This window comes from Alteromonas sp. W12, assembly GCF_001924945.1.
Taxonomy (GTDB): Bacteria; Pseudomonadota; Gammaproteobacteria; order Enterobacterales; family Alteromonadaceae; genus Alteromonas; species Alteromonas macleodii.
In genome coordinates this window covers 1-16,318 of record NZ_LQXH01000010.1, presented here as the reverse complement: position 1 = coordinate 16,318, position 16,318 = coordinate 1, and the positions used below count along the sequence as shown (strand labels likewise).

13 protein-coding genes and 1 rRNA gene are annotated in these 16,318 nt (G+C 44.1%); 9 read left to right on the top strand and 5 right to left on the bottom strand.

The features are described 5' to 3' along the window. Window position 1: 1 nt before the first annotated feature. Window positions 2-157 (bottom strand): hypothetical protein, encoded by a 156-nt coding sequence (locus tag AWH61_RS20165; RefSeq protein ID WP_014947958.1) that lies wholly within the window; start codon window positions 155-157, stop codon window positions 2-4. 77 nt (window positions 158-234) lie between these two features. On the opposite strand from AWH61_RS20165, the gene AWH61_RS15575 reads away from it, so the two are divergent. After that, window positions 235-4,077, top strand: coding sequence for a hybrid sensor histidine kinase/response regulator transcription factor (locus AWH61_RS15575; protein WP_075177572.1), 3,843 nt, complete (start codon window positions 235-237; stop codon window positions 4,075-4,077). An 18-nt stretch (window positions 4,078-4,095) separates the two neighbouring features. Here AWH61_RS15575 and AWH61_RS15570 read toward each other — a convergent pair whose 3' ends face one another. The 3 genes from AWH61_RS15570 to AWH61_RS15560 all read right to left on the bottom strand — a co-directional run bounded on the left by AWH61_RS15570 (window position 4,096) and on the right by AWH61_RS15560 (window position 6,481). Next, window positions 4,096-4,419 (bottom strand): DUF3392 family protein, encoded by a 324-nt coding sequence (locus AWH61_RS15570; RefSeq protein ID WP_014947959.1) that lies wholly within the window; start codon window positions 4,417-4,419, stop codon window positions 4,096-4,098. A gap of 64 nt (window positions 4,420-4,483) precedes the next feature. After that, the gene (locus AWH61_RS15565) at window positions 4,484-5,422 is read right to left on the bottom strand and encodes a sugar phosphate isomerase/epimerase family protein (RefSeq protein ID WP_075177571.1); all 939 of its coding nucleotides are present in this window, start codon (window positions 5,420-5,422) and stop codon (window positions 4,484-4,486) included. A gap of 54 nt (window positions 5,423-5,476) precedes the next feature. Further along, window positions 5,477-6,481 carry a LacI family DNA-binding transcriptional regulator gene (locus tag AWH61_RS15560; RefSeq protein WP_075177570.1) on the bottom strand — a complete coding sequence of 335 codons (1,005 nt, stop codon included), beginning with the start codon at window positions 6,479-6,481 and terminating at the stop codon, window positions 5,477-5,479. Between the two features lie 376 nt (window positions 6,482-6,857). Between AWH61_RS15560 and AWH61_RS15555 the strand changes: the two genes are divergently transcribed. The 7 genes from AWH61_RS15555 (at window position 6,858) to AWH61_RS15525 (ending at window position 14,462) form a co-directional block, all read left to right on the top strand. Further along, window positions 6,858-8,012 carry a Gfo/Idh/MocA family protein gene (locus AWH61_RS15555; protein ID WP_014978074.1) on the top strand — a complete coding sequence of 385 codons (1,155 nt, stop codon included), beginning with the start codon at window positions 6,858-6,860 and terminating at the stop codon, window positions 8,010-8,012. Window positions 8,013-8,048: 36 nt separating this feature from the next. Continuing rightward, on the top strand, window positions 8,049-9,116 hold the full coding sequence (locus AWH61_RS15550) for a sugar phosphate isomerase/epimerase family protein (protein WP_014997052.1): 1,068 nt from the start codon (window positions 8,049-8,051) through the stop codon (window positions 9,114-9,116). A 26-nt stretch (window positions 9,117-9,142) separates the two neighbouring features. Then, entirely contained in the window at window positions 9,143-10,360 is a 1,218-nt protein-coding gene (locus AWH61_RS15545; protein ID WP_020745223.1) for a nucleoside permease, read from the top strand. Then, window positions 10,353-11,282, top strand: a complete 930-nt coding sequence (locus AWH61_RS15540) for a hydroxypyruvate isomerase family protein (protein ID WP_014947964.1) — start codon at window positions 10,353-10,355, stop codon at window positions 11,280-11,282. Before AWH61_RS15545 ends, AWH61_RS15540 begins: the two co-directional genes overlap by 8 nt. 44 nt (window positions 11,283-11,326) lie before the next feature. Continuing rightward, window positions 11,327-13,012, top strand: coding sequence for a GMC oxidoreductase (locus AWH61_RS15535; protein ID WP_075177569.1), 1,686 nt, complete (start codon window positions 11,327-11,329; stop codon window positions 13,010-13,012). Beyond that, window positions 13,012-13,629 (top strand): gluconate 2-dehydrogenase subunit 3 family protein, encoded by a 618-nt coding sequence (locus AWH61_RS15530; RefSeq protein WP_039225776.1) that lies wholly within the window; start codon window positions 13,012-13,014, stop codon window positions 13,627-13,629. Before AWH61_RS15535 ends, AWH61_RS15530 begins: the two co-directional genes overlap by 1 nt. 65 nt (window positions 13,630-13,694) lie before the next feature. Next, on the top strand, window positions 13,695-14,462 hold the full coding sequence (locus tag AWH61_RS15525) for a 3-keto-disaccharide hydrolase (RefSeq protein ID WP_075177568.1): 768 nt from the start codon (window positions 13,695-13,697) through the stop codon (window positions 14,460-14,462). On the opposite strand, the gene AWH61_RS15520 is transcribed toward AWH61_RS15525, so the two are convergent. Further along, window positions 14,459-15,607, bottom strand: a complete 1,149-nt coding sequence (locus AWH61_RS15520) for an iron-containing alcohol dehydrogenase (protein WP_075177567.1) — start codon at window positions 15,605-15,607, stop codon at window positions 14,459-14,461. The two genes, AWH61_RS15525 and AWH61_RS15520, sit on opposite strands and share 4 nt — an antisense overlap. A 501-nt stretch (window positions 15,608-16,108) precedes the next feature. Here AWH61_RS15520 and AWH61_RS15515 point away from each other — a divergent pair. Then, window positions 16,109-16,318: ribosomal RNA gene (locus AWH61_RS15515) — 16S ribosomal RNA — on the top strand; the annotation flags it as partial.

Genomic DNA, 16,318 nt, shown 5'->3' with positions numbered 1-16,318 from the left:
ATTAACTATTTACATCTGGTTTCTTTGGCTTGATAGGCCCAATTGGTAATATCACGTAAAAGTCTATTTCCAACGTTGGTGCATTAGTTCCAGCATATACTTTAGTATACTCTGCCTCGGCAAGCTCTTGCATGTTTGTTTTTTGTTCGATATTCATGTCTTTTCCTTTTTGTTTTTTGATTCTCAAGCTCGAATGAGCACACATAAAGTAATAATTAAACAGGGATGTAAGACATGTTTACTGAGACAGTTTGTCCTTATCGACAGAAAATCCATACTTGTGTCCCAATATTTCTAATTTTTTTCTTAGTTTTTCCAAAATTGAGCCATGCCATAGGTATTAACTTAGAGGGAAGGACATCATTTGATGGAATTCCTTCAGGTGTAATTCGAGACTTAGAGGTTTCAAACAAAGCAGTTTATGTAGCGGCAGAAAACGGTGTGTTTGAAGTTATTGGGCACGAGTCTGAGAAATTAGAGTTCAACATATCTAATCACGCCACAGGGGTTATCTCTGACATTCAACTGAATGGAACGGACCTATGGGTTGTTGAATATGGAGTTGGTGTTTTTAAAGTTAATTTAGAAAATAAAAACTCACAGCAAGTATTTAGTGATCGTGAATGGTCGAGTTCTATTTGGACTATGGCAATGACATCTAGTCATTTTTATTTCTCAGTCATTGACGATGTCATTGCAGTAGATAGAACTACAGGGCAATCGACAAGCCTAAATTCCAAATTAGAATCTTTCAAGTTAAACGGCACTTACTCGCTTTTTGCAAACAATCACAATGCGTATGTAGCATCTAATAAGGGCTATCTTTCAATTGAAGGGGCATTAGATAATCTGCAAGAATTTAAATTGAGTAGCAAGCTACCATTACTATCAAATGCAACGTTTATTAAAGTAATTGATGAAGAATTATATATCGGCGGTCCACAAGGGGTGTACATATTAGGAAGTAACGAGCGCTTCGTTCCAACCGAGGGAATTAGTGGCACCTATATCCAAGATGTGGTTAAAGGTGAAGATGGGGTGATCTGGGTTTCCGACGGTCGCCTTTTACTGCTAGAAGATGAAAAACTATCGGCTCCCCCTTTCATGAATCCTATATTGACGTCTGAAGCGATAAGGTCAGTAACCAAAATAGCTATAGACCCCTACAATTCCATCCTTATCGCCTCCTCACAATTAGGCTTAGTTTCATTACCTAAAACAAAGCTAGTGACAAACCTAGTGTCATTTAATGGGAGCGTTGTAAGGGAAAATATTCAAAAGACATCAATAAATGAAAACGGAACTATAGTTCGAACTGAAAAAGGTCTCTTTCAGTTAAACGAGAAGAGTGGGGAGTTAGTCAATACTCATTTGGAGAAAGACAAGGCAGAGTTTTGTACCTCTTGGCAGGAAAGAGCTTTTATACGTCTCAATGAAATAGACCCTTCTGTTCTCTGCAATAGCGAGTTTTCCCATTATATAGAAGCCGGTAAAAATGCTTTTTATTTTTACTTTGATGATGGACTCGATGCCAATTACTACTATATCGCTGACAACACCATACGTGACACAATTAAAGCCCCCAAAAAAGTGGTCTTTAGCTCTTTGTTGAGTAGTGGAGAAATCGTTGCGATTGATGAATTTGATGACGTTCATTTTCAATTGTCCAAATTCAATTGGCGTACTGTTACCTCTAAAGAAGGTGGCTGGTTCGGGCTTCAATGTTTAATAGAGTTCCAAGAAAACTATTTGGTATGTACATCAGGTGCTGGACTAAAAGAAATCAACAAGAAAAATGGAAAAGTTAGCTCTTCCACGATATTGGGCCTAGACAAACTAAGGTTCATTAGAGGCGCCATGGTTACCGAAGGGAAAAATCTCTGGGTAGCGTCTAACATGGGCCTGTTTGTTAAGCCCAATATAAGCAACTCAGCTTCTAAAGTGGGTATTCGTTTTGGACTCTTCGATACAGACTTTGAGTATAAGAGCTTTGAAGCGCTTGGTGAAAAAGTGCTAGTTAAGGGGGATAAGTATAGTTACCTGTTGGATGAAGAAAAGCTAATTGAGAGTCTCAATGCAAATTCAATTGGGGAGATGTCTACTATTCTTAGTTATGTTCAATGGGGAGATGGAGAAGGACGGCATACCACATATTTTCCTGAGGACTTTGACTTCAAGTTTAAAAGTAGCTTTAAGGAGGTAACATTCAATTTTATCGTCAGTGATTTCTACAATGAAAGCAGCAGTATTGAATTTAAATTAGATGATGACGCTTGGGTTTCTCACAATAAACCTGTAATGAATTTAACATTGAGTGATATGAACGTTGGTGAGCATACTCTTAGAGTCCGTGTTCCAGCAGATAAAAGTACTGCAAATGAACTGACAATTAGTTTTGATATAGATCCACCTATTTGGGCTTCTTATATCGGCTTTACTATATATTTATTTATATTGGCTGGGGTTTTGGGTTTGTGGAGAATAGGGGTTTTAGGCAGGCTATATAACAAATTCAAAACTACTAAACTCTACAACCATCTTACGCGCTACGAAATAACCGACGGGCACTCTAAATTTGAAAAGATGCTTCGCAGCAAAGAACGCTTCATTAACGAAATCACTCACGAACTTCGCACCCCAATTCAGCTCATCAATGGATCGTTAGAAGGCATATCCAAAACAGCTCATGCAGCGAGCAAAGAACTGATATGTGTTCAGGACAATATGAAAAGAGTCGAACAGTTGATTAATCAAATGAGTCAAGATGTCCCTAAAGCCTTGGCTGCTGCCGACTATTACAGGTCCTACTCGCCAGACAACATAAAATTCATCGTCCTATCGCTAGAGCCATTAGCCAAGCAGAAGCGGCAGAATTTAGAATTACGTATTAAAGGGAAAAAAGAAATATCGCTCATTAACGACAGCTTAGAGAAAATCCTGGCAAATCTAATTCAAAATGCAATTAAGTTCACACCAGAACTTGGCACAATAAAAGTGGCCGCTATACAAGATAGTAAAGTGCTTAAAGTTATCGTTAGTGATGACGGAGAAGGAATTGATGAGCACTTTCACAAAAAAGTATTCGAGAGATTCACTAAAGGGAGCGGTGAGCATGAAGGCCATGGTGTTGGCTTAGCAATGGTGAAAACCTTAGTTGAATTGAACCAGGGCGAAATTGCGTTAGAGAGTCAAAAAGGCATTGGAACTAAAGTTACCGTAACGTTACCCATTGATGACATTGAGTATGTAAATTCGCATGCTGAAAAATTGTCACCCGCAAATGCCAAATCGAACAAGAAATCACTATTAATAGTTGATGACAGCAGAGAGTTCCGCTCTTATCTATTTGATTTGTTTTCTAGCAAATATCGCTGTTTAGTTGCGCGAAATGGTGTGCAGGCGTTAGACGTTATGCAGCATTACCTTGTCGATCTAGTTATCACAGATCAAATGATGCACGAAATGGACGGGCTGAGTTTAATAAGAGAAATTCGCGGTAATGTAAGCTATGCCAGTATTCCCATATTGATGTTAACTGCGGAAACTGGAACTGAATTAGAAAAATCAGCGCTAGAAGAAAAAGTGGACTACTTTTTGGCAAAACCTGCATCAAAAGAGGAAATTACTCTTAGGGTTGAGCATTTATTGTCGGTTAGAGAGGCAAAAGAGCGCGAGGAAGAGGAAAGCGAAGAGCCTGCATTTAAATTTGGATGCCTGAAAATCCCCGAGTTTGATAACGAAAAGGATATGGCGTTCTTTTTGAACTTTATCGCAGTATTGGAAAAGAACTACCACAATGAATCATTCAATAGAGACCAAGCTGCCTCGCAGTTATTGATAAGTCCTAGAAGTTTGAACCGAAGAATGTCAGAGTTGTTTGAATACAACTTCAGCGAGTTTCTTTCACGCTTCAGAATCGAAAAGTCTATTCCGTTACTGTTAGAGGGAAATAGCATTCTAGATACCTGCCTAGACGTTGGCTTCGGCACCGCAGCTTATTTTTCGACATCCTTTAAAAAGGTTATGAGCTTACCACCCAAAAAGTTTGTGGAGCAATACAATAAAACAGTAGCGTAAAGGTAGTATCTAAAAGAACTAAATATACCTGCGCCTTTCAGCCAAAAAGCCTATCAATAGAAACGATGCCACATAGCCTGCACCTTGGTACTGCCAGGGCAAGTAGGCTAGGGTGTGTTTTAAGAACGGCGCGCCGTACAAAGTTAGTGCGCCATAGCCAAAGGCACACAGCACTACAAACAAACTAACGCGAATGGTGAAATGGTAAGGTGCCAGTATGCGTTTTACATGGCCGTTAATCAGGTCGCCGTACACCACTAAAATAGTGGCCATAAGCATAATGCTCATTTCGGTGTAATAGGGGCTTAGGGCGCGAGAAAGGGCACTGAAAAGTTCACTCATAAAATTACTACTATTATGACGTTTTTACTGTGTGCCCATTATAACCACGGTAAGATCAAAAGCGTTAGCTAACGCCTTTATTAAGTGCGCTTACTGCTTTAAAGCCTTGCTCAATAGTGGCAATGCGGTCGGTGGTTTGATCGCGCTCTACAAATTTATGTTCAATACCGGCTAACTTGCCGTGCGCGAATATCTCTTTAAAGTTAATGGTGCCTGTGCCCACATCAGCAAAACTGCCGTCTTCAGCCAAATCTTTTACATGCCAAAGTTTAAAGCGGCCTGGGTACTGCTTAAAGTAATCAATGGGGTTTTTACCTGCTTTTACCGTCCAGTATAAATCCAGTTCCATGGCAACAAGGTCTGGGTCGGTCTGAGTTATAAGCACGTCTAATGGTGTCTTACCGTCGCGTACTTCAAATTCAAAATCGTGGTTGTGGTAGGCAAGAGTAATACCTTCCTTCTTACACGCTTCGCCAATGGTATTTAGCTTATCGGCAAGGGCTTGGTATGGCGCAATGCCCGTACCACGTTGGGCTTCGCTAAGCCAAGGAACTACCAAGTACTTGTGACCAACGGTTTGTGCGTCATCTAAAATTTGTGACAGGTTAGTATCGAACGCGTCTAACTGAATATGAGCCGAAGGCGCAGTTAGGCCATTGTCATCAAGCAGTTGCTTAATTTCCTTTGCGCTATGGTCAAAGTAGCCTGCAAATTCCATTTCCGAATAACCAACATCAGCGACCAGTTTAAGCGTAGCCGGCACACTTACTTTCATAATATCTCTAAGCGTGTAAAGCTGCAGACCAACAGCACTTTTGTGCATGCCCTTCATCATAGCTCCTTTATCACTACCATGTCCGTGCGCCAAAACAGCAGGAGCGCTCATAGCCGCCAGTAAACCAGATGAATATTTAATGAACTGTCGTCTTGAAACGCCAGAGCCAATATTACTGGCCGCGTCTAAAATTGCTGTCTTACTTAAGTTTGTTTTACTTAAATTCACTGCTTGCTCCTTTTCTGTAGTGGTACATAGGTGATGACGCATCGCTATCATCAATTAACCCAAAGCTTTGCCCGTGCTCTCTCGCACAATAAGTTCAAACGGCATAATAACTTTGGGGGCCTTGCGAATTTTTCCGTTAAGAAGGTCCACCAGTAGCGTAACCGCCGTTCTACCAAATTCTTCTGCAGGTTGGGCAATAGTGGTTAGCGGTGGATCCACAAATGCTGAAAACGCAATGTCATCGAAACCTGCCACCGATATGTCATTAGGAACATGTAGGTTGGCTTGCTTGAAGGCTTGCATGGCACCAATAGCCGTTTCGTCGTTCTCACAAAATACGGCGGTGGGTCTACTTTCAAGGTGACTAATGGTTTCCCCTGCGTTGTATCCGGCCTGTAATGTAAAATCCCCCGGGAACAACAAGTTCTCATCAAAGGCAATATTGGCTTGCGCTAATGCGTCTTTATATCCAACCAAGCGTTCTTGGGTAAGCGGGCTTGAATTAGGTCCTTTGATCATGGCTATACGGGTATGGCCTAATGAAATTAAGTGCTCGGTCATTGCTTTGGCTGCAGCACGGTTGTCTAACGACACAACAGGATATTGGCCATCGTCAATCACCTCACAGGCATTCACCATGGGAAGTAGGCCATTGTCGTTGATCATCGTGGCATCAAATGGGTTGTGCGCACGTAACTGTATAAGCCCATCAGCCTGAGAAGTACTTACCATCTTGGCGTAATGGCTTTCTATTTCACTATTACCAAGCGTATTGGCAAGTAAAATGGAATAGCCCAGTTCGGCTGCCGCTTCCTGCATACCGCTAATAACACGGGCAAAAAATACGTTCGCTACCGTAGGCACCAGTACCACTAAATTGTGCGTTTTTCCCGAACGAAACTTAACTGCCATTAAGTTAGGTTTATATCCAACTGCCTGAACAGCGGCCATCACCTTATTGCGCGTTTTAGGAGAAACACGCTCAGGTTGTTGCAATGTTCTTGATACGGTAGCGACCGACACGCCGGCACTATCTGCTACATCTCTAATATTTGCCATTTACGTTATTGTTGTTTGTTAATTCACTCGCGCATTGTAAACCTAACCCAGTAGAGGTGTGGTCTATACGATGGTAGCGAATTCAAAATTTACGTGAAATTAATATGTAACCGTTTTCATTTTAAGCAAAAGAATACGCACTTTCATTAAAACGTCAAAGGTTATTTGTAGGATTTATGTAAATTTGAGCTAGTGTTATGTTCAAATTTGGTGCAGGAATAGGCGGTTAAAGGTAGTAAAGCCCCGGTATTACCTCGCCATTTGTAAACTTTAGATTAATAAAATGCTGTTTTTTGTATTGACCATTAAAATGTAACGGGTTACATTTTGTGGCATTAGTAACACCAATAGTGCGTTTGCACACAGAGGAATTTCAATGCAACCAATTCGAATGGGAATGATCGGAGGCGGGGAAGGCGCGTTTATCGGTGCCGTGCATCGTCATGCCGCAGGGTTAGATGGGAACTACCAGTTGGTGTGTGGCGCATTTAGCCGCAACGAAGAAAATAATACGCGTACTGCTTCTGCATTGAACGTATCAACATCGCGTACATACGATAGCTGGCAGTCAATGTTAGAAGAAGAAGCCAAATTACCTGAGCAGCAGCGCATGCAGGTTGTGGTTATCGTAACGCCTAATCATCTTCACGTACCTATTTCACTTGCCGCAATTAAGGCGGGCTTTCATGTTTTCTGTGAAAAACCAGCAGGCGTTAGCTTTGCAGAAGTAAAAGAGCTTCAAGATGTTATTCACGCCAGTGAATCGCTATACGGCTTGGCTCATACCTACCTTGGTTATCCTATGGTTTGGCAAGCACGTCATCTCGTTGAAAGCGGTAAGCTGGGCAAAATTCGAAAAGTGTATGTTGAGTATCCGCAGGGCTGGTTGTCTGGCGAAGAAGAAACGCACAATAAGCAAGCGCAGTGGCGTACCGATCCAGCAATTTCTGGCGCAACGGGCGCAATGGGCGACATCGGCACTCATGCGTTTGGACTTGTTGAGTTTGTATTAAACGACAGTGTTACCTCGTTATGTGGCGAGTTAAACACCCATGTTGAAGGGCGTCGTTTAGATGACGACGGCGCCGCGCTTATTAAAACTAAGAAGGGTGCGTCGGGCGTGTTGATTGCTTCGCAGGTATGTGCTGGTGAAGAAAACGCGTTGAAGATCCGCGTCTACGGTGACAAGGGCGGTTTAGAGTGGCGTCAAATGGAGCCAAACTCCGTTATCTATCGCCCTGTTGATGCCCCTTATCAAGTGTTTAGAGCCGGCCAAGGTCAAGTTGGGTTATGTGATGCTGCATCTGCACGTTGTCGTGTTCCAGCTGGCCACCCAGAGGGCTACTTAGAAGCAATGGCAAACTTGTATACCGATTTTGCTAAAGCGGTACGCGCGAATCAAAAAGGCAAAGCTGATGGCGTTCCAGGAATAAATTCAGGCATACGCGGAATGGTATTTATAGATGCCATGCTTGCCAGTACTGACAGCGACACTAAATGGGAGTCGGTCAGTCAGGAAGGAACGCAGTAATGCAATTAAAACATACAATGAAAAAGGTGAGCGCTTATGGCTACTAATCAACAACCTATAAAAGGGCCGGCTATCTTCCTTGCTCAGTTCATGGGAAAAGAAGCGCCGTTCGATACGCTCGAAAATATGGCGAAGTGGGCAGCGTCGCTTGGTTACAAGGGAATACAGGTACCTACTGACCCTAGTCTGTTTGATTTAGAAAAAGCAGCCGAGAGCCAAGAGTACTGCGACAACATCGCTAAAATTTGTAAAGACGCAGGCGTAGAAATCACTGAGCTTTCGACGCACTTACAAGGTCAACTAGTGGCGGTTCACCCCGCTTACGACGAGTTATTTGATAACTTTGCGCCGGCACACTTACACGGCAAGCCACAAGAGCGAACCGAATGGGCAATTAATCAGCTCAAATGTGCGGCTATTGCCAGTAAGCGCTTGGGATTGAAAGCTCACGCTACCTTTTCTGGTGCATTAATGTGGCACTTGGTTTACCCGTGGCCTCAGCGTCCTGCTGGCTTGGTTGAGCAAGGCTTTGCTGAATTAGCCAAGCGTTGGAAACCCATTCTCGATGCATTCGACGATGCGGGTGTTGACGTATGCTACGAAATTCACCCTGGGGAAGACCTGCACGATGGCGCTTCGTTCGAACAGTTTTTAAAAGCTGTAGATAACCACCCACGAGCAAATATTCTTTTCGATCCAAGTCACTTTGTTTTACAGCAGCTTGACTACCTTGACTTTATTGACCGCTACCACAGCCGGATCAAAATGTTTCACGTCAAAGATGCCGAGTTCAATCCGAACGGTAGAAACGGTGTGTACGGCGGCTATCAAGACTGGCAAGACCGCGCGGGACGTTTTCGTTCCCTTGGCGACGGCCAAGTCGACTTCAAAGGTATTTTCAGCAAGCTCACCCAGTATGGCTTCACAGGTTGGGCAGTACTAGAGTGGGAATGCTGCTTAAAAGACAGTGCGCAAGGCGCGGCAGAAGGCGCACCGTTTATCGCTTCACACATTATCGAGCCAAGTAAATATGCGTTTGACGACTTTGCTGGTGGAGACGTTAGCGAAGCGAAGAATAATCGTATTTTAGGCCTTGAGCGCTAAGCGCCATCAATAGGATAACAATAACTATGATAACCCTACGCCTTAGTTTGATGATGTTCCTTCAGTTCTTCATTTGGGGAGGCTGGTTTGTAACATTAGGCACGTATTTATCGAATACCTTGTCTGCCAATGGTGGGCAAATTGGCATGGCCTTCTCAACCCAAAGTTGGGGCGCCATCATTGCCCCCTTTATTGTGGGCCTTATTGCTGACCGGTTCTTTAATGCAGAAAAGATCCTCGGCTTACTACATATTGTCGGCGCCGTGCTTATGTACTGTATGTACCAAGCGAATGATTTTGCCAGCTTTTACCCTTATGTGTTGGCATACATGATTGCATACATGCCTACGCTTGCATTGGTTAACTCAGTGTCATTCGGACAAATGGTCGACCCGTCAAAAGAGTTCGGAAAAGTTCGTGTGTGGGGCACTATCGGCTGGATTGTGGCAGGCCTTATGATTAGCTATGTCTTCTCATGGGATTCTGCACAGTCTATTGCCGATGGTATGCTCAAAAACACGTTCTTATTGTGCAGCGTTGCCTCGCTAATGTTGGGCGTATTCAGTTTTACACTGCCAAACACGCCACCTCAATCTAGCGGTAAAGCGGTAACTATTCGCGACATTCTTGGCTTGGACGCGTTGGCATTGTTAAAAGACAAAAACTTCTTTGTATTCTTTCTTTCATCTGTACTTATTTGTATTCCGCTGGCGTTTTACTACCAGAATGCAAACCCTTTCCTTACTGAAATAGGCGTTGAAAATGCAACGGGCAAAATGACACTAGGTCAAGTTTCCGAAGTGTTGTTCATGTTGGCTCTGCCAGTATTTTTGAACCGTTTCGGCATTAAAGCCACGTTAGTGATAGGTATGGCGGCGTGGGTAGTACGTTATGCACTGTTCGCATTCGGGAACGCTGACGAAGGCTTGTTCATGCTTATTGTTGGTATTGCACTGCACGGTATTTGTTACGACTTCTTCTTTGTATCAGGGCAAATCTATACCAATGCAAAGGCGGGAGAAAACGTAAAAAGTGCAGCGCAGGGGCTAATTACCTTAGCGACATATGGCGTAGGTATGCTGGTGGGCTTTGCAGTGGCAGGCGCAATTACCGACACCTACACGATGGAAACCGGTGCGCACAGTTGGCAGCAAGTCTGGTTATTCCCAGCAGGGTTTGCCGCTGTTGTGTTAGTGCTATTCGCCATTCTGTTCAGAAAGGAAAAGGTGAACGCAGATGCATAACATTACCCGCAGAAAATTACTTCAAAGTATGGCTATGACAGGGGCAGGCATTGCCGGAACAGGGTTAGCAGCAGCTGGTTTAGCCACTGCGATGCCTGCTGTAGCGAGTACAAACGGCACGAAAGGTAGCAACACCATGAATACGCCGCTTAAAGGAAATGTAAATCATTCGGTAAGCCGATGGACTTACGGCGATTTAAGCATTGAAGAGTTGTGCCAGACCGTTAAGCAATTAGGATTTGGAGCCATTGACTTGGTAGGCCCTGAAGATTGGCCTGTGCTAAAGCAGTACGGCATCGACTCTTCTATGTGTAACGGCGCCGAGATAAGTCTTGAAGACGGCTTCATTCACAGTGAGCTCCACGACGAACTAGAAGCGCGTTATATAAAGCACATCGATTTGGTCGCTGATGCAGGTTATACAAACCTTATCTGCTTTAGCGGCAATGCCCGAGGCATGTCACGAGAAGATGGACTGGAAAATGCGGTTAAAGGGTTAAAACGCATTTTACCTCATGCTGAAAAACGCAACGTAGTGATTTTCATGGAGCTGTTTAACAGCAAAGTCGACCACCCTGATTACATGGCCGACAATTCTGCATGGGCGATAGAACTTTGCAAACGCCTAGGTTCTAAGCACTTCTCACTGCTTTACGATATCTACCACATGCAAATTAATGAGGGAGATATCATCCGAACTATTCGAGATAACTATCAGTACTTTGGCCATTACCATACGGCCGGCGTACCTGGGCGTCACGAAATAGATGCTTCACAAGAACTCAATTACGAAGCAATTGCTAAAGCCATTGTCGAGACCGGATTTAAAGGCTACTTAGCACAAGAGTTTATACCCACACCGAAAACCAAAGCCAACAGAATAGCGTCGCTACAACAAGCGATCCATATCTGTGATGTGTAACGTGCGAACAGGCACAGCGACGAATTAAGTTTTAAGGACGTGTTATGGCGAGTAACGAATATGATGCAATAGTTATTGGATCTGGTATCAGTGGCGGTTGGGCTGCTAAGGAGCTAACTGAGAAGGGCCTAAAAGTGCTCATGTTAGAACGTGGCCAAAATATCGAGCACATTAAAGATTATAAAAATGCGCACAAAGAAGATTGGGATTTTCCTCACCGAGACTTGCCTACTCAAGCAATGAAAGTGGATTATCCCGTGCTTAAGCGCGACTACCCGCTAAATGAAAAAACGTACGGTATGTGGGCAAACGAAAAAGAAAACCCTTATACCGAAGACAAGCGCTTCGACTGGTACAGAGGCTACCATGTAGGTGGACGCTCACTGTTGTGGGGACGCCAAAGCTACCGTTTGAACAAAGAAGATTTCGAAGCCAATGCTAAAGAAGGCATTGCAGTCGACTGGCCTATTCGCTACGACGATTTGGCGCCATGGTATGACTACGTAGAAAAATTCGCGGGTATCAGTGGTAATCGCGATGGCTTAGATGTATTGCCTGATGGTGTATACCAGCCACCAATGCCAATGAACATTGTAGAGGAAAGTGTCGCGGCGCGGGTGAAAAAGGCCTATGAAGGCGCGCGGCACATGGTGCATGGCCGCACTTCAAACATGACACAAAGCAAGCCCGAAGAAGGGCGTGTTCATTGCCAATACCGCAATAAGTGCTGGTTGGGTTGTCCTTTCGGTGGCTACTTCAGTACACAGGCATCTACGCTTCCAGCTGCGGTTAAAACAGGTAACTTAACCCTTCGACCTTTTTCGATAGTAAAAGAGATCTTGTTCGACAAAGACAAGAAACGCGCGACTGGCGTTGAAATTATCGATGCTGAAACCAACGAGACCTATGTATTTAAAAGCAAGATCATCTTTGTAAATGCGTCAGCACTTAACTCGGCGTGGGTACTGATGAACTCTGCCACAGACGTATGGGACGGTGGCTTAGGAAGCAGCAGCGGCGAGTTGGGTCACAACGTTATGGATCACCACTTTAGAGTAGGTGCTTCGGCAGACGTAGAAGGCTTTGACGACAAATATACCTACGGTCGCAGACCGAGTGGCTTCTATGTGCCAAGGTTTAGAAACTGGGGAAGTGATAAGCGAGATTACTTGCGTGGATTTGGTTATCAAGGCGGTGCAAGCCGTTCAGGTTGGAGCAAAGACATAGCGGAACTTGGTATAGGTGCTGGGCTTAAAGATGCGATAACCGAGCCAGGTCCTTGGACAATAGGCATGACAGCCTTCGGTGAAATTCTTCCGTATCACGAAAACAAAGTGTACTTGAATAAAAAAGTCACCGACAAATGGGGCTTACCAGTACTCGCAATGGATGTAGAGATTAAAGAAAACGAGCTTAAGATGCGTAAGGACATGCAGCAAGACGCTATTGAGATGTTTGAAGCGGCTGGCCTTAAAAATGTTCAAGGCTGGGATGCAGACTACGCACCTGGTATGGGCATTCATGAAATGGGTACGGCGCGTATGGGGAGAGATCCTAAAAGCTCTGTGCTCAACGCGCATAACCAAGTATGGGATGCACCAAACGTATTCGTGACCGATGGTGCAGCAATGACATCGGCCAGCTGTGTTAACCCTTCACTGACCTATATGGCATTAACGGCAAGAGCCGCAGACTTTGCCGTAGAAGAGTTAAAGCGAGGAAATCTATAATGGAACGCAGAGAACTACTTAAACTCATAGCAACTGCTACAGGCACAGCATTGTTCGCAGGTAATGTACTTGCCTACACAGATGTGCCCGCTGTACCGCTTAGCGACACATTATTTAATGAAAAAGATGTGGCCTTGCTGAATGAAATGGGTGAGGTGATCATTCCTCAAACTGACACGCCTGGAGCAAAAGCGGCCAACGTTGGCGCGACAATGGCTGTGTTGATAACCGATTGCTACACACCTTTACTTCAAAAGACCTTTCTTGATGGAATTAAGAAAATATCTTCGTTAAGTCAAAGTCGTTTCAACAAGCAATTTGTTCAGCTTACCAAGCAAGAACGAGAGGCTTTATTTAACGACCTGGATGTAGAAGCGAAAGCGGCGAACCTTGCTAACGGTGTTTATCAGGGTGTTGAAACAGGAAAGCCAAGTCAGTGGGAGCCAGGCACCGATGAGCCAACCCCTCACTACTTTACGTTATTAAAACAGCTAACACTTTATTGCTTTTTCACGTCTCAAGTTGGCGCGACTAAAGTACTTCGATATGTGGCTATTCCTGGACGTTACGACGGTGCATTCCCTTATAAAAAGGGCGACAAAGCGTGGGCAACCTAAGCCTGCGCTATCGAGCTGCCAAACACAACACAGTTATACAACGGATAAAACAAGGTACTGACACTATGAATAAAACACTCGTCGCTTCAACTGTGGCTTTACTTATGCCACTCTCTGCATGCGCAACGACAGATGCAGATACTGAGAAAAGCGAATCGCGGTTAACCCGCGAACAACAGGCCGCTAAAACAGAAGTTTGGGAACCTGTTCCTGAAGTGGTTTCTTTTGATAAGGCGGGCGTGCCCTCTGATGCCATCTCTTTAATTGGTGATGACCTATCTAACTGGACTTCAGTAAAGGAAGGTGATGCTAAGTGGACGCTGGAAAACGGTGTTCTAACAGTGAAGCCGGGAACAGGCGATATCAAAACGAAAGCAGAGTTCTGTGATGTTCAGTTGCACGTAGAGTGGAAAGCGCCACAGCCAGAAGCAGGTATGGAAGGACAACAGCGCAATAACAGTGGTATCTTCCTGCAGCAGCGATATGAAATTCAGGTCTTGGACTCATATCAGAATAAGACCTATCCCAATGGACAAGCGGCAAGCGTATATAAGCAAACTATTCCTTTAGTTAACGCTATGAAGGCGCCTGGCGAATGGCAAACTTACGACATCATATATAAAGCGCCTACCTTTAACGGTGAAGCGCTAGCAACGAAAGGTTATGTTACGGTAATACATAACGGCGTAGTGGTTCAGAACCATACTGAAATTCAAGGGACAACAGAATGGATCGGTGCACCTAAGTACAAAGCTCACGGATGCGCGCCGCTTCAATTGCAAGATCACGGCAATTTAGTAAGCTTTAAAAATATGTGGGTAAGACCACTTTAAAAAGCAAGCCGATAGATATCTTCAATCTCTTCAATACTCAATTGCTTGGGGTTGTTGCGAAGAAGGCGAGTTACTTTACTCGCCTCTTCTGCTAATTCACCTACACAAGAAGGCGGAATATTAAAGTGGGTGAGTGAAGCGGGAATGCCTACGTCGCGACACAGTTTTTCTATAGCAACTAATAACAATTTAATTGCTTCCTCTTTTGAGTGATGGCGCTCACATACCTTTAATAGCTTTGCTACACAAAAAAGTTTGTCTTGGCAGAACGGCGCATTTACTTTCAATACATGAGGTAGCATTACCGCGTTACTCATGCCATGTGACAGATGAAACCGTCCCCCCAGTGGATAAGCCAATGCATGTACTGCCCCTACGCCGGCGTTTCCAAACGCAAGACCGGCCATTAAACTGCCGGTGGCCATATCTTCACGTGCAGATAAGTTCTCACCATTGTTATAAGCGTGAAGTAATGAATTGAAGATAAGCTTGAGTGCTTTCTCTGCCAGAGCGTCGGTTATCGGACTAGCATTTACACTTATATAGGCTTCGAGCGCGTGAACGAATGCGTCTATACCGCTTGCTGCTGTAATGGACTGTGGGCATGTTTTTGTCATCTCAGGCGCAACAATCGCAACATCGGGTAGCAGGCAGGGACTAACAATCCCTTTTTTCATCTGTGCTATCGGATCTGACAAAATAGCAATGTTGGTAACTTCTGAACCTGTACCGGCGGTAGTGGGGATAACAATAAGAGGCAAACGACGTTTCGAAAGCGTATTTTCTCCGAAGAGTTCACTGAGGAGGCCAGTATGATCGTATGTAACTGCAAGTACTTTTGCACTATCAATAGCGCTACCTCCACCAAGAGCAATAATACCGTCTACTTGCTTCTCACGAAGTATCGCTAACTTATCTTCTATGATATTCACTTCAGGCTCTGGTGGAATGTCATCAATAATAAGTAAGGGTGAAGAGGGTAATAGTGTGAGTAGTTGATCAAGAAGACCAGATGAAGAAACGCCCTTGTCAGTAACGATGGCACATTCCTTTATGGATAATCTCGCCATTTCATCCGTGAGGGCTTTAATAGCGCCAAGACCCGTTATGAGTTTTCCAGCGGTTTTAAATTCAGAAACCTTCATGCAAACCCCTCAATAATCCACGTACACGTTCAAATACTGTTCTATTAATTTATAGTACACAGCGTGACTTACCAATTAACTAACCTTATAGATCGTGAAAAGCGCGGTGAATTAGTGGTTTTTATGAACGTATTGCACATTGTTTATGCAAACGATCGAAAAATAAGGATTTTTTTAAAATACTTGTTGACGTGAGCGCTCATTTCCCTAAAATGCGCATCCGCTTCGGGGGAAAAGCAAAACAGCAAGCCTCCTGAAGTAAGTCTCTACTACCTTTATAGGTCAGTAAAGACGGGAGTTTAGAAGAAACGCTTCAGAAAATAAATTTTCAAAAAGTGTTGACAGCGAAAACTTCCAGCGTATAATGCGCACCTCACTCGAACAGGGTGAGTCACTAAGAAGCAACGGCTTCAAGTGAATGTTCTTTAAAAATTTAGACAAGACAATCTGTGTGGGCACTCGTTAAGAGTGTCGCAACGACGATTCATATTTCGATATATTTAATTGAAGAGTTTGATCATGGCTCAGATTGAACGCTGGCGGCAGGCCTAACACATGCAAGTCGAACGGTAACAGGATGTGCTTGCACATCGCTGACGAGTGGCGGACGGGTGAGTAATGCTTGGGAACTTGCCTTTGCGAGGGGGATAACAGTTGGAAACGACTGCTAATACCGCATAATGTCTTCGGACCAAACGGGGCTTCGGCTCC